Consider the following 13,998-nt stretch of genomic DNA (forward strand, 5'->3'; position numbering starts at 1 on the left):
CCGCCGGCGTCGGACCGATCATGGTCACCCCTTTCGACGACCCGGCCTGGGCTTCGCTGACCGGCCCGCACGCCCACTTCGCGGAGCGCTTCGGACAGGTGCTGCGCTATCAAGTCGACGTCGCGCCCTTCTTCGCCCTGCCGCCGGAGCCGGACGACGGCGTGTGGGCCGACGTCGCCGCGCTGGCGGGCCCCGGCCAGACGGTCATCGTCCACAACGCGCTGCCCGTCCCGGCGGACTGGGAAGTCCTCGACAGGATCGCCGGAGTCCGGCTGGTCGACGTCGCGCTCGAAGCGGCCGAAGATCCCGACACCGTCGTACTGGGGCCGGACGACGTCCCCGAGATGCTCGACCTCGTCGAGCGGACCAAACCCGGGCCGTTCCGGAAACGGACCATCGAATTGGGGACGTATCTGGGTATCCGGCGGGATGGCGACCTCATCGCGATGGCGGGGGAGCGGATGCACCCACCTGGCTGGACCGAGATCAGCGCCGTCTGCACCGACCCGGCGTATCGCGGCCAAGGACTGGCGACCCGGCTCGTCCGCGCGGTGGCGGTGGGGATCCGGGCTCGCGGCGAACGCCCGATGATGCACGCGTCGGCGACCAACACCTCGGCGATCCGGCTGTACCGGTCGATCGGCTTCGAGGTGGAGCCGCGACCGGACTTCGTGTCGGTCCGGGTGCCGGGCTCCTTGTGAAGTTGCTCTAACGAGGGATTTCAGAAACTCGCGATGGACTGAACAACACGGGCGGACCAGACTTCGCGCCATGAAGGCATTGGTCAAAGCCGACCGAGCACCCGGGCTGGAACTCACCGACGTGCCGGACCCCGTCGTCGGCCCCGGCGACGTCGCCGTCCGCGTGCTGCGCGCCGGGATCTGCGGCACTGATCTGCACATCGACTCCTGGGACGACTGGGCGGCGCGCACCATCGCCGCGCCGCTGGTCATCGGGCACGAGTTCGTCGGCGAGGTGGTCGAGATCGGCCGGTCGGTGACCACGGTCAAGGTCGGCGACCTGGTCAGCGGCGAGGGGCATCTGGTCTGCGGAAGCTGCCGCAACTGCAAGGCCGGGCGGCGCCACCTGTGCGCCAGGACCAAGGGCCTCGGCGTGCACACCGACGGCGCCTTCGCGCAGTACGCCGTGCTGCCCGAGATGAACGCCTGGGTGCACCGCACCAAGGTCGACCTCGACATCGCCGCGATCTTCGACCCGCTCGGCAACGCCGTGCACACCGCGCTGTCCTTTCCCGTCATCGGTGAGGACGTGCTGGTCACCGGCGCCGGCCCGATCGGCATCATGGCCGCCGCCATCGCGCGCCACGCGGGCGCGCGCAACGTCGTCGTCACCGACGTCAGCGAGCACCGGCTGGAACTGGCCCGCAAGGTCGGCGTCGACCTCGCGCTCGACGTCTCCTCCTCGACCATCGCCGACGCGCAGGAGCGGCTCGGCATGGCCGAAGGCTTCGACGTCGGCATGGAGATGAGCGGGCGGCCCGAGGCACTGCGCGACATGATCGCGAACATGTCGCACGGTGGCCGCGTCGCGCTGCTCGGTCTCCCCGCTTCCGACGTGTCGGTCGACATCGCGTCCGTGGTGCTGAAGATGATCCAGATCAAGGGGATCTACGGGCGCGAGATGTTCGAGACGTGGTACTCGATGTCCGTGCTGCTGCAGGCCGGGCTCGACATCTCGCCGGTGGTCACCCACCGGTTCGGCTACACCGAATACGAGAAGGCGTTCGCGACGGCCAGGGAAGGCCGCTGCGGCAAGGTCATTCTGGACTGGACGGAGAACTGATGTACGGCGCGATGCGCGACGACCTCAAGGCCGGGCTCGCCGAGATCCGGGAAGCCGGGCTGTACAAGGGCGAGCGGGTGATCCAGGGGCCGCAACGGGCTTCGGTCAGTGTCGGCGACGGCGACGTCCTCAACTTCTGCGCCAACAACTACCTCGGCCTCGCCGACCACCCCAAGCTGATCAAGGCCGCCCAGGAGGCGCTGGACCGCTGGGGCTTCGGCATGGCGTCGGTGCGGTTCATCTGCGGGACCCAGCAGCCGCACAAGGAGCTCGAGGCGAAGCTGTCGGAGTTCCTCGGCACCGAGGACACGATCCTCTACAGCTCCTGTTTCGACGCCAACGCCGGGCTGTTCGAGACGCTGCTGACCGATCAGGACGTCATCATCTCCGACGAGCTCAACCACGCGTCGATCATCGACGGCGTCCGGCTGTGCAAGGCGAAGCGGATGCGCTACCGCAACCGGGAAGTCGCGGATCTGGAAGCCCGGCTCAAGGAGGCGTCCGGCGCGCGGTACCGGATGATCGCCACCGACGGCGTGTTTTCGATGGACGGTTACCTCGCGCCGCTCGACGAGATCTGCGAGCTGGCCGAGCGCTACGACGCCCTGGTGATGGTCGACGACTCGCACGCCGTCGGTTTCACCGGGCCGACCGGGCGTGGCACGTCCGAGCTGTTCGGCGTCCAGGACAAGGTCGACGTGCTGACCGGCACGCTCGGCAAGGCGCTGGGCGGCGCGAGCGGCGGCTACACCTCCGGCCGTGCGGAGATCGTCGAGATGCTGCGGCAGCGCTCGCGGCCGTACCTGTTCTCGAACTCGCTGGCGCCGTCGATCACCGCGGCCGCGCTCACCACGCTGGAGCTGCTGGACTCCTCGAGTGACCTGCTGGGCAAGCTGCGCGCCAACACCGAGCTGTTCCGGCGCCGGATGACCGAGGCGGGTTTCGATCTGCTCCCGGGCGAGCACCCCATCATCCCGGTGATGATCGGTGACGCGGCCAAGGCGGGCAAGATGGCGGATCTGCTGCTCGACCAGGGCATCTACGTGATCGGTTTCTCGTACCCGGTGGTGCCGCACGGCAAGGCCCGGATCCGGACGCAGATGTCGGCCGCGCACTCGACCGAAGACGTCAACCGGGCCGTCGACGCGTTCGTGACGGCAAGGTCCATGATGGACGAATGATCGATCCGCGACGGCTGCGCGTGTTGCGTGCCCTCGCCGACCACGGAACCGTGACGGCGGCGGGCCAGGCGCTGCACCTGACGCCGTCCGCGGTCTCCCAGCAGCTGGCCGCGCTCGAAGCCGAGTGCGGCCAGCAGTTGCTTCGCCGCCGGGGCAGGCGGGTTTCGCTGACCCCCGCCGGTGAACTGATGGTGGTGCACGCCAACGCCGTCGCCGCCGAATTGGAACGGGCGCGAGCCACGCTGGCCGCGCTCGATTCCGGTGTACAGGGCATGGTGCGGCTGGCGAGTTTCGCCTCCGCGATCACGATGGTCGTCGCGCCGGCGATCGCCGCCCTGCGCGCCGGTTCGCCCGGGGTCACCATGCAGGTGCAGGACGTCGAGGGGCATGCGAGCATCCCGCTGCTGCTCGACGGCGAGGTCGATCTGGCGATCACCGAGGAGTACCGGCTCTCGCCACGGACGGATGAGAGCAGGCTCACCCGGTTCCCCTTGTACGTGGAACCCTTCGACGTCGTGCTGCCCACCGCGCACCGGCTCGCGGAAGCGTCCGAAGTGGACATCGACGCGCTCGCCGACGACGAGTGGATCGCGCCCAAACCCGGGAATCCGTGCCGCGACGTACTGATGATCGTGTGCGCCAACCCGGCGATCCGGCACGTCTCCGACGATTTCCACGCGATAACCACCCTGGTCGCCGCAGGCGAGGGCGTGGCACTGGTGCCTCGCAACGCTTTCGCCACCGTTCACGGAGCTGTCGCCGTCCCGTTGCGCGGCGAGCCGCCGCTGCGCCGCGTGTTCGCCGCCGTCCGGCGGGGGAGCGCGGACCACCCGCTGCTCAAGACCGTGCTCGCGGCGTTGCTGGACGCGGCGCCGGGTCATGCGAATGCGGACCGGCGGAGTCCCACCTAGGATCTTGGCACCTGCCGCCGAAGGAAAGACAGGGTCCGGATGCTTCAGATCGATGCCCTCACCTGGACCGTCACGATCGGGCTGGTGCTCGGGCTCCTGGCCCTCGACCTCATCCTCGCGGCCGTGCGGCCGCACAAGGTCGGCTTCGGCGAGGCGGTGGCCTGGTCGATCGGCTACATCCTGGTCGCGGTGGCGTTCGGTGTCTGGCTGACGCTCGCGCACGGTGGCGACTTCGGGCAGCAGTACTTCGCGGGTTACATCGTCGAGAAGAGCTTGTCCGTCGACAATCTCTTCGTCTTCGTGATCATCATGAGCACCTTCGCGGTACCCGAGGAACACCAGCACAAGGTGCTCACGTTCGGCATCGTCGTCGCGCTGATCATGCGCGCGATCTTCATCGCGCTCGGTGCCACACTGCTTTCCTTGTTCTCCTTCATGTTCCTGTTGTTCGGGCTGCTGCTGATCTACACCGGTGTTCAGCTGTTCCGGCATCGCGACGAGGATCCGGACGTCGAGAACAACGTGGTGGTGCGGTCCGCGCGCCGTCTGCTGCCGTTGTCGACCGAATACGACGGCGGCAAACTCCTCACCCGCGTGGACGGGAAGCGGGTGGGCACGCCGCTGGTCGTGGTGCTGCTCGCGATCGGCGGGATCGACCTGCTGTTCGCGCTGGACTCGATCCCCGCGGTCTTCGGCGTCACCGACGAGCCGTACCTGGTCTTCGCGGCCAACGCCTTCGCCCTGCTGGGCCTGCGAGCGCTGTACTTCCTGGTGAAGGGCCTGCTCGATCGCCTGGTGTACCTGTCCGCCGGGCTCGCGGTGATCCTCGGGTTCATCGGGATCAAGCTGATCCTGCACTGGGCGCACGTCGACATCGACGAGAGCGTTCCGGAGATCTCGACGCCGGTCAGTCTCGCGGTGATCATCGGCATCCTCATCGTGGTGACGGTGGCAAGCCTGCTCAAGACCCGCAATGATCCCTCCGCCAAGGCGCATCCGGGCTCGCTGTGTGGCTCCCGCCCGGAAGAGGATTAACGCCAGCCTGCTTCGAGAAGATCGAAGATCCTCTCGACGTCCTCTCGCGGATCCTTTCGGCCTCGAGTGAGTGCCGGGATGTCCAGCACGAAGCGCGCGAGGGCGCGGCAGGTGATGTCTTCGGAGTCCACGCCGGTCTCTTCGGCGATCGCGGTGCCGAGGACCGCGGCGTGCCGGGTCCACATGCGCTCGCCGTACTCCTGGAGTGCGGGGGTGCCGTTCACCAGTGCGGTGAACTCGGCGTATTGGGGGTGCGTCGTGATCGGAAGCCACGTGGCGAGCACGTACTCACGAAGCGCCTCGACGATGCTCTGGCCCTCTTCGCGCTCCCGGACGGCGGCGACCAAGCGTTCTTCGCGGTCCTGCGACTCGTCGAAGACCAGCGCCTCCTTGCCGGGGAAGTGCTTGAACAGCGTCGTCGTCGAGACGTCGGCCGCCTCGGCGATATCTCGGATGCTCACCTGGTCGTAGCCCCGCTCCAGGAACAACTTCAGCGCGGCTTCCGCCAGTGCCTGGCGGGTGGCCGCCTTCTTGCGTTCACGCCGTCCCGGTGTCTCCATGGGCGCACTCTACCTCATGGGTTGTCACAGTAACTAAGTTGACTCGTTGCACTTTTTAACTCGTTCTGCTTTTCTGGGGTCATGACGATCAGCATCATCGGCGCGGGGCCCGGCGGCCTGACCTGCGCCCGCATCTTGCAGCAGCACGGCGTCCCCGTGACGGTCTACGAGCGCGACCCGCATCCTCAGGCCCGTAACCAGGGCGGCACGCTCGACCTCCACGCGGACGACGGGCAGCTGGCCCTGCGCGAAGCCGGCCTTCTCGACGAGTTCCTCGCCCTCGCCCGTCCGGAAGGGCAGGAGATGCGCAAACTGGATCCTCTTGGGCGTCTCCTGGAGCACCATGTCCCCGCCGAAGGAAAGATCTTCAAACCGGAGATCGACCGCGGTCAGCTGCGCGGTATCCTGCTCGACTCGCTGGAGCCGGGCACCGTCCATTGGGGACGGACGCTGGATCGGGTCGAGGCTCCCGGGCGCCTTCGGTTCACGGACGGAACGACGGTCGAGACGGATCTGGTCATCGGTGCCGACGGCGCGTGGTCGCGGGTCCGCCCGGCGGTTTCGGCGGCCGTGCCCGAATACGCCGGGATCACCTTCCTGGAGGCGTGGTTCGACGACGTCGAGAACGCCCACCCCGAACTCGCCGAACTCGTCGGCCAAGGCAGCGCGATGGCGGCCGATGGCGAGCGGTGCCTTTTCGCCCAGCGCAACAGTGGGGACCACATCCGGGTCTACATCATCCAGCGGCTGCCCGCGGACTGGATCGGGTCGAACGCGGAGGTTCGCAGCCGGCTGCTCGCCGAGTTCTCCGGCTGGTCGCCGTCGATGTTACGGATGATCACCGACAACGACGGGCCATACGTCGACCGTCCGTTGTACGTCCTGCCCGTCCCGCACACGTGGGAGCACACGCCATGGGTGACCCTGCTCGGCGATGCCGCCCACCTGATGCCGCCGCTCGGTGTCGGTGTCAATCTGGCCATGGTCGACGCCCGTGAACTCGCCCTCGCGCTGGCCGGTTCCGCTTCTGTTGGTGAGGGTGTAGCTCTGTATGAGAAGAGCATGTTGCCACGGTCGGAGGAAGTGGCGCGGCGGTTGGAGAATGGTGCTCAGGGGTTGCTTGATGTCGATTAGCTTTGCCATGCGCCGTCTCCGTATCGATCGGAGATTTGTGTTGCTGTGTAAGGGAATTATCATGGGTCCGGAAACTGTCGGTGGTGGGTTGTAGCTTGCGGGTGTGGACACACGCAACGCCACTGTGGCGCTACTCAAGGAAATCACTTCGTCCGATGTGTTGAAGGAGGTCAATGCCGCACTGGATTCGTTGGAGGACAAGGATGCTGTGGACGCCGCCGTTGCGGCGTCGGAGGGCATCGCACGACTGGAAGCGGTCCGGTTCCGCGCGCTGGCGCAGCTGAACCGGCATCGCGACGGTGCGTCGAGTGTGGTGCAGGAGGTCGCGTTCGCGTTGTCTGTTGTGGACAGTCATGCGGCGGGTCTGGTCTCCACAGCCGCAGCGCTGACCACTCGGCTGCCGCGCACGCTGGAGTTGCTGGATCGCGGGCAGGTGGGCGGCTACGGAGCGATGAAGGTCGCCACGGCGACTGCGTGGTTGTCGGGTGAGGACGCGCGTGCGGTGGACGCGGTGCTGGAGGATCTTCTGCCGGACAGGAATTCGGAGCAGATCCGGAAGGCGGCGAATCACGCGGCGATGATGGCCGGCCGTGACGGTGCCGCGCGTCGTGTGGAGCGGCACCGTGGCGGGCGCCGGTTGTCGATCCGGCACGGGGAGACCGGGGTCGCCTCGATCGAGGTCGAGGACGGGCCGGTGGAGAAGGTGGCCGCTGCCTACACGCGGATCGATCGTGAGGCGCGGGCGCTCAGGACCGGTGGGGAGACCCGCACTCTGGATCAGCTGCGTGCCGACATTGCCCTCGACCTGTTGCTGGGCGGCCAAGGCGGGAAGAGTGAACGGTCCGAGGTGTTCCTTTACATGGACCTCGACACCTACCTGGGGGTGAACGAGGATCCGGCGGAGGTGGCCGGGCATGGGCATATTCCGGCGTCGCTGGCCCGGCAGATCGCGTCCGGGCCGGACACGGTGCTGCGGCGGATCATCACCGATCCGCTCTCCGGGCAGGTCCTGGATTTGGGCCGGGATCGGTATCGGCCGACGGCGGGGTTGGGTGAGTTCGTGCGGGTCCGGGACCGGGAATGCCGAAGACCCGGTTGCCACCGTCCCGCCCAGGCCTGCGATCTCGATCATTCGGTGCCGTGGCAGCACGGCGGCCACACCGCCGACACCGACCTGGTCGACTTGTGCCGCCGCGACCATCGTTTGAAGGACGAACCCGGGTGGGTGTACCGGCTCGGGCCGGACGGCACCCTCACCATCACCACACCCACGGGGCGGAGTTATGACAGCTCGCCGCCGCCGCTGCACGATCCCCGCACCGAGGAACCACCACCGTTCTGACTCCGTCGCCGAAAAACGGCGACTGAGTCAGTCCTGGGACTGTGCGACGGCCATTTCGTTCGCTGACTTCTGAGATATCGCTGCCACGTTGCCGAGATTCGGCGACGGTTGAGCGTGAGCAGGGCTAGGTGTGGGTCGGTGCGATTGACCGGTGTCACGTTGCATGTGGTCCTGGGTGAACCACGTTTGTCCTCACACCGCTAGTAGTGGAACCGGGAGTTGCCGAAATTCGGCCACGGAGTCATTTCGCAAGACGGTGTGCCACGTAGCCGTGCGCGATGGCCGCCTCGTTCGCCGATCTCTGGGATATCGCTGCCACGTTGCCGAAGTTCGGCGACGGTTGGGCGCGCGGGCAGGGCGGTCCTGCGCACACCACGCTTGTTCCACGCGGGCACCGCTAGCGTTCTGAGTCTGTCGCCGGAAACGGCCACGTAACCATTCCGTAAGGCGGTGCCCCCACGATGGCCACCTCGTTCGCCGATCTTTGGGGGATTTCGCCACCACGTTGCCGAGATTCGGCGACGGCTGAGCGCACGGGTACGGCTCCGTGTGGATCGGTGCGATGCTGGCTGCCGTCACGCTGCACCTGGTCTTGGACAACGACGCTTGTCCCCACACCGCTTGTAGTGGAACTACCGGATCAGGTGTTGTCGAAATTCGGCCACGGAAGTCATTCCGTAAGGCGGTGTGCCATGCAGCCCCGCATGATGGCCACCTCGTTCGCTGACTTCTGAGGACATCGCTACCACGTTGCCGAGATTCGGCGACGGTTGGACGCGCGGGCAGGGCGGTCCTGCGCACACCACGCTTGTTCCACGCGGGCACCGCTAGCGTTCTGAGTCTGTCGCCGGAAACGGCCACGTAACCATTCCGTAAGGCGGTGCCCCCACGATGGTCACCTCGTTCGCCGATCTTTGGGGGATTTCGCCACCACGTTGCCGAGATTCGGCGACGGCTGAGCGCACGGGTACGGTTCCGTGTGGATCGGTGTGATGCTGGCTGCCGTCACGCTGCACCTGGTCTTGGGCAGCGACGCTTGTCCCCACACCGCTTGTAGTGGAACTACAGATCAGGTGTTGTCGAAATTCGGCCACGGAAGTCATTCCGTAAGGCGGTGTGCCACGCAGCCCCGCATGATGGCCACCTCGTTCGCCGACTTCTGAGTACATCGCTACCACGTTGCCGAGATTCGGCGACGGTTGGGCGCGCTGGCAGGGCGGTCCTGCGCACACCACTCTTGTCCCACGCGGGCACCGTCAGCGTTCTGAGTCTGTCGCCGAACAACGGCAACGGAGTCATTCCGTAAGACGGTGCGCCCACGATGGCCGTCTCGTTCGCCGACTTCTGCGGATATCCCACCACATTGCCGAATTTCGGCGACGGCTGAGCGTGGGCAGTACTCCGTGTGGGTCGGTGAGACGCCGACTGTCGTCCGCTGCACGTGGACCCGGGCACACCACGCTCGCAGCTGCCCAGTTCAGGCTGCGCCTACGTTCGGCCACGCCCGATCGCCGGAGTGGATCCGCGACAATACAACGCTGACCGCACCGCGATACCCATAACGCCGAAACCACCCTCCGAGGAAACGCTGCCGAAATTCGGCCACGGCCTGTTCGGACGGCGGGGCTCCACGCGGGGATTGCGGAACGGTGCGGCCGTCCATGCGGGTCAGGGGTTCGTCGCCGGAATTCGGCGACGAACCACGCCCCATAACGGCGACCCGTCGCTGCGGTACCGACCATCCGGCGCCGTGACCACGGAGACCAACGGCTCGTCGCCGAAATTCGGCGACGCCTGGAACGCAAGCACAACGCCCACAAGCAACCAACCAAACCGCTTACCGTGCAACGGAATCCCGGGCAGGAACCACCCCGACCTCCAGAGCCGAGTCACGCGAAGGTTCCCGCACCACCAGAGTCGCCACGAAGGTAGCGCGATGCAGCTGGTGACCCACCAGAAGAACAAGGCCTGCCTCAAGGCCAACGCGATCGGTTCCGAGAGTCCGCCGAAGATCGCGGTAGCCAGGACGTGCGGCGGGCCGACTTCCAGTGCATGGACGTTGGTGGGAACGTTTCCGCCTTGATGATGGCCGACAAAGCGGTGTAGCCGCGGAGGAAGGCCATGGCGGTGATCATGAGCAGGAAGGCGATCCACGGATTACCCGTCCTGCCGACGAGCGCATGATCGGCACGGTCAGCAGCATGCCGCCGCCGGCGAAGCCGGACATGACCGGGCGGCGGCCCCAGTGGTCGGAAAGGGCGCCGGCGACGGGTTGCGTGAAGATGAAGGATCCCGCCGTGTTCATCATGTACTTCTGCAGGTGAAGGTGTAGAACGCCACCGTGCCGCCGATGACGAGCCCGAGAACGGCGAGAACCTGACGGCGCTGTTCACGCAGCAGGACCCCGCGAACCGGCGGCCGAAGAGCGCTGGAAGTGCTCCGAGCCCACCATGGTGCGGCGGAGGTACATTACGACGAGTCCGGCGAGCGCGAACGGCACTCGCCAGCCCCACGCGTACATCTGCGCTTCGGTGAGCAGCGGCTGCATCACGATCATCACCAGCAGGGCCGACGGTGATCGAGACGCGGAGTGGCGATCTCGGACAGGCAGGTTGCGCTCGAACCGAACTCGCCGCCCACCGAGAGACCTCGCGCGAGCCTGGCGACCACGAGGATCACGGGCGCGAGGGTGCCGATCGAGGAATAACCGGGGTGAGGGCGATGGCCAGTGAGCCGAAGTCCCAGCAGCCAGCTCCCAACGGACGCATCAGGAAGCCCAGAAACAACTGGGCCGTCAGATTTCCTTCGGGGAAGAAGTCGGCCGCGAAGTAGATGCTGAACGAGGCGTAGACGAATCAGTCCTACCACTCGACCAGGTTGCCGAGGCAGCCGCGGACCACATTCGCGACGACGCGGCAAGGGAAGCTCCTTCTACCCGAGGAAGTCGCTCACCAACTCGCTCGATTCGGGACGGCACTCGTCGAAGTAGGCATGGCGCGCCCCGGCGAAGAGATGCATCCGCGCGTCGGGAATCCGGTCCGTCAACAACGGCGCGTTCGCCACGGGTGCGAGCAGATCGTCGTCACCGTGCAGGACCAGGGTGGACGCGGTGATCTCCGGAAGCACGTCCCAGGCGTCGTGCGTGTTGCTCGCGACCAGATGTCCGCGCACCGCGTGCGGCGGCATGCCGTGCGCGCCCAGCACCCGGTACGGACCGGGATTGGCCGCGCGCCAGGCGGGTGTGTACATCAGGTTTTCGAGCGTCTCCCGAGCTTCCACGGAGGACCGCCGTGCCAGGGCCAGCCGCACGTCGTTCGACCGCTCGACCCCGTGCGCGCCACCCGGCGACGTGCAGCCGAGCACGAGCCGCCGCACCCGATCGGGATACCGCGCGGCGACCCATTGGGCGACGCGCCCGCCCATCGAAGTGCCGTAGACGTCGGCCTCGGTGACGCCGAGTTCGTCGAGGACGGCGATCACGTCGTCCGCGAAACCTGGTGTGGAATAAGCGGAATCGGGTACGTCGCTGTCACCCGTACCGCGGTAGTCCATGGTGATCGTGCTCGGGAAATCCCCGCGCGTGCGATCCCACCACGTATGGTCGTTCGCCTGCCCGGCGAGCAGTACGAGCGGCTTGCCCGTGCCGTGCCACTGGTAGGCCAGCCTGGTGCCGTCGGCGGCGACGGCGTGGCCGGCGCGGGGGAGCGTGCTCATTCTTCTCCTGTTCGGTCTTCCCAGAACCGTGCCGAGGTCCATTCGCCCTCCCGCACGGTCCGGTGGATCTGCCGGACCAGCGCCCGCGCGACGGCGTCGACGGCGGGCGTGACGCGCCCGTCCTGAGCGTACGACGGTGCGCCAGACCTCCGGTTCGCACACCGGAGCCGCGCTCAGGACGCCGTCCGCGACGTCCGCCGCGAGGCCGATACCGGGCAGGACCGTCCAGCCGTGCCCGCCGAGCACGAGGCGTTTCTGCAGGGTCATGGCGTTGGTCTGCACGGCGACCTCCGCCTCGGCGCCCGCCTCGCGGGCCGCGCCGTCGATGAGGGTGCGCAGCGCGTGCCCCTCGGAGGGCATGACCAGCGGATGTGCGGCCACTTCGGCGAACGGGACGGGCCCGTGGCGGACGGCCGGATGATCGACAAGCCGGTCGAAGCACGGGCCAGGGCGATCCTCGATCGCGCGGATGGTCCGTTCCGGCCAGCCGGATGACGCCGATATGCCCCTGGTAGGGCCCGCCGAGTGACGGTAGCGTTCCGGCCGGCGGACTTTTCGTTACGGGCGAACGGAAAGAAGGCGTGGTCTGATGCACGAACCGGTACTGACGGAGTTCGCGACCACCGATCCGGGGCAGGCGTGTGCCCTGATCGCCGAGGCGTACCGCGACAACCGGTTGCGCGTCCGGGGCAGCGTCGAAAACTACCGATTCGAGCACAATCGCTGTGATCTCGGCGATGTGCATCTCGATTTCCTGTACAACACGCTGACCACGGAGGTCGCCGTCCAGCCACTCGGCAGGATGGTGCTGCTGCGGGTACTGGGCGGGGAAATCGAGATCGACGACGGCATCAACGATCGCAGGCTCGGCCCCGGGGACGTGTTCGCCGGTCCGCATCCCGGTCACGGCTATCGGACGTGTATGCACGGTACGCGACTGCAGGTCACCGGCATCGACCTGGCGTTGTTCACCGGGGCCGATCCGTCGCAGGACGGCGCCGCGGTCGAGCGGTTGTGGTACGAGCCGGTGAGCCCGGAGAAGGCGCGACGATGGTGCCGGACGGTCGAATACGTGACCGGGCTGTTCTCCGAACCGGGCGCCGAGAGCGGTCCGCTGGTGCTCGACGCGGTGGGGCGGTTGATGGCGGCCATGGCCTTGGACACCTTCACCACGGGCGCGGGCGATGGCCGCCCGTGCGACCGGCGGGACACCGCCCCGGGCACCGTGCGGCGCGGGATCGCTTTCCTGGAGACGAATCCGGATCTCGACCTCGACGTCGCCGACATCGCCCGCGCGTGCCGGGTTTCGGTGCGTGCCCTGCAGCTGGCGTTCCGGCGGCATCTGGACACCACCCCCATGGCGTACCTGCGCCGGGTCCGGCTGGACCAGGTGCGAGCGGAACTCCGCGCGGCCGGACCCGGCGACGGCACGACGGTCACCGGCGTCGCGGCGAAGTGGGGTTTCCTGGACGGCAGCCGGTTCAGCGCGCAGTACCGCGCCGCCTTCGGTGAATCGCCGAGCAGCACCCTGCGGAGACCCTGAGGTTCGTTTTCGTCGGTGCGAGTGTGCGTTTTGACCGGTAGCCCCGCGTGCCCGGACCCCTGTTCCATTAATCCTGGCCACCGGTGACGTCGAGCCCCCGCTCACCGGTGCGTCATGACCGGACCGGCCGGCCGGTCGCCTCAGCGGGCACCGCCGCGATCCCGTCGTACATGACCCGGCGGACCGCCCGGCTCATCGCGGCCTGCCGCTCCGGTGACGGGTCCCGCAGTTCGGACAGGATCGACGCGAGGATCATCCCGTTGATCGCGCGGGCGGTGGAGTCGATGTCCAGGTCCTCGTGCAGATAGCCGAGGCGGACGCCGTGACGCAGGTAGCCGGCGGTCAGTTCGGCGGCGGTCTCGTAGAAGTCCAGCACCCGCTCCCGCATCTCGGCGTCGATGCCCGCCGCTTCGAGCAGGAGGAACCGGGCCATCCGCGGGTCGCTGCCGAAGATCCGGGCGAGCGCGTCGCCGATCCGCGCGCTCTGCTTGCGGTACTCGGCGAGGCTGTTGACCGCGTCCGGCGCGTTGTCAGCGGCCAGTGCGCCGACCACCTTCTCGACCAGGTCCGTGATGACGTGGTCGACGATGTCGCGTTTGTTCTGGAAGTACCGGTAGAACGTGCCGTGCCCGATGCCCAGCCGGGCGGCGATGTCGGCGATCCCCGTCGCGTGGTAGCCGCGTTCGGCGAAGCAGTCGAACGCGGTCTCCACGATCTCGCGCCGTAGTTCCTGCTTCTTCCGTGCGGCCCTGCTGACCGGGGTCTCCGTCGTCAT

13 protein-coding genes and 1 pseudogene are annotated in these 13,998 nt (G+C 67.5%); 8 read left to right on the forward strand and 6 right to left on the reverse strand.

What is annotated here, in order from left to right:
- Positions 1-20: 20 nt before the first annotated feature.
- From ACLJQ7_RS35420 to ACLJQ7_RS35440, 5 genes are all read left to right on the forward strand, one after another.
- Positions 21-701, forward strand: coding sequence for a GNAT family N-acetyltransferase (locus tag ACLJQ7_RS35420; protein ID WP_410652529.1), 681 nt, complete (start codon positions 21-23; stop codon positions 699-701).
- A gap of 70 nt (positions 702-771) precedes the next feature.
- Positions 772-1,803 carry an L-threonine 3-dehydrogenase gene (gene tdh / locus ACLJQ7_RS35425; protein WP_125682566.1) on the forward strand — a complete coding sequence of 344 codons (1,032 nt, stop codon included), beginning with the start codon at positions 772-774 and terminating at the stop codon, positions 1,801-1,803.
- Positions 1,803-2,984, forward strand: coding sequence for a glycine C-acetyltransferase (locus ACLJQ7_RS35430; RefSeq protein WP_410652530.1), 1,182 nt, complete (start codon positions 1,803-1,805; stop codon positions 2,982-2,984). Before tdh ends, ACLJQ7_RS35430 begins: the two co-directional genes overlap by 1 nt.
- Entirely contained in the window at positions 2,981-3,895 is a 915-nt protein-coding gene (locus ACLJQ7_RS35435) for a LysR family transcriptional regulator (protein ID WP_410652531.1), read from the forward strand. The genes ACLJQ7_RS35430 and ACLJQ7_RS35435 overlap by 4 nt, the downstream gene beginning before the upstream one ends.
- A 39-nt stretch (positions 3,896-3,934) precedes the next feature.
- Positions 3,935-4,930: a TerC/Alx family metal homeostasis membrane protein gene (locus ACLJQ7_RS35440; protein ID WP_410652532.1), complete on the forward strand. Its 996-nt coding sequence runs from the start codon at positions 3,935-3,937 to the stop codon at positions 4,928-4,930.
- Here the strand turns inward: ACLJQ7_RS35440 and ACLJQ7_RS35445 are convergent.
- The gene (locus tag ACLJQ7_RS35445; RefSeq protein WP_410652533.1) at positions 4,927-5,490 is read right to left on the reverse strand and encodes a TetR/AcrR family transcriptional regulator; all 564 of its coding nucleotides are present in this window, start codon (positions 5,488-5,490) and stop codon (positions 4,927-4,929) included. The two genes, ACLJQ7_RS35440 and ACLJQ7_RS35445, sit on opposite strands and share 4 nt — an antisense overlap.
- 81 nt (positions 5,491-5,571) lie before the next feature.
- Between ACLJQ7_RS35445 and ACLJQ7_RS35450 the strand changes: the two genes are divergently transcribed.
- Both ACLJQ7_RS35450 and ACLJQ7_RS35455 read left to right on the forward strand, forming a co-directional pair.
- The gene (locus ACLJQ7_RS35450; protein ID WP_410652534.1) at positions 5,572-6,624 is read left to right on the forward strand and encodes an FAD-dependent oxidoreductase; all 1,053 of its coding nucleotides are present in this window, start codon (positions 5,572-5,574) and stop codon (positions 6,622-6,624) included.
- A 160-nt stretch (positions 6,625-6,784) separates the two neighbouring features.
- Positions 6,785-7,966, forward strand: a complete 1,182-nt coding sequence (locus ACLJQ7_RS35455) for a DUF222 domain-containing protein (protein ID WP_410652685.1) — start codon at positions 6,785-6,787, stop codon at positions 7,964-7,966.
- A 2,131-nt stretch (positions 7,967-10,097) separates the two neighbouring features.
- On the opposite strand, the gene ACLJQ7_RS35460 is transcribed toward ACLJQ7_RS35455, so the two are convergent.
- The 4 genes and pseudogenes from ACLJQ7_RS35460 to ACLJQ7_RS35475 form a co-directional block, all read right to left on the reverse strand.
- On the reverse strand, positions 10,098-10,274 hold the full coding sequence (locus tag ACLJQ7_RS35460) for a hypothetical protein (RefSeq protein WP_410652535.1): 177 nt from the start codon (positions 10,272-10,274) through the stop codon (positions 10,098-10,100).
- 81 nt (positions 10,275-10,355) lie between these two features.
- Positions 10,356-10,517, reverse strand: coding sequence for a hypothetical protein (locus ACLJQ7_RS35465; protein ID WP_410652536.1), 162 nt, complete (start codon positions 10,515-10,517; stop codon positions 10,356-10,358).
- Between the two features lie 380 nt (positions 10,518-10,897).
- Positions 10,898-11,680, reverse strand: a complete 783-nt coding sequence (locus tag ACLJQ7_RS35470; protein ID WP_410652686.1) for an alpha/beta fold hydrolase — start codon at positions 11,678-11,680, stop codon at positions 10,898-10,900.
- Positions 11,681-11,866: 186 nt separating this feature from the next.
- A pseudogene (locus ACLJQ7_RS35475) lies at positions 11,867-12,061 on the reverse strand (LysR substrate-binding domain-containing protein); the annotation flags it as partial.
- A gap of 208 nt (positions 12,062-12,269) precedes the next feature.
- Between ACLJQ7_RS35475 and ACLJQ7_RS35480 the strand changes: the two are divergent.
- The gene (locus tag ACLJQ7_RS35480; protein WP_410652537.1) at positions 12,270-13,223 is read left to right on the forward strand and encodes a helix-turn-helix transcriptional regulator; all 954 of its coding nucleotides are present in this window, start codon (positions 12,270-12,272) and stop codon (positions 13,221-13,223) included.
- 112 nt (positions 13,224-13,335) lie between these two features.
- Here ACLJQ7_RS35480 and ACLJQ7_RS35485 read toward each other — a convergent pair whose 3' ends face one another.
- The gene (locus tag ACLJQ7_RS35485) at positions 13,336-13,998 is read right to left on the reverse strand and encodes a TetR/AcrR family transcriptional regulator (protein WP_410652538.1); all 663 of its coding nucleotides are present in this window, start codon (positions 13,996-13,998) and stop codon (positions 13,336-13,338) included.

It is taken from the genome of Amycolatopsis sp. cmx-4-54 (assembly GCF_046548895.1).
Taxonomy (GTDB): domain Bacteria; phylum Actinomycetota; class Actinomycetes; order Mycobacteriales; family Pseudonocardiaceae; genus Amycolatopsis.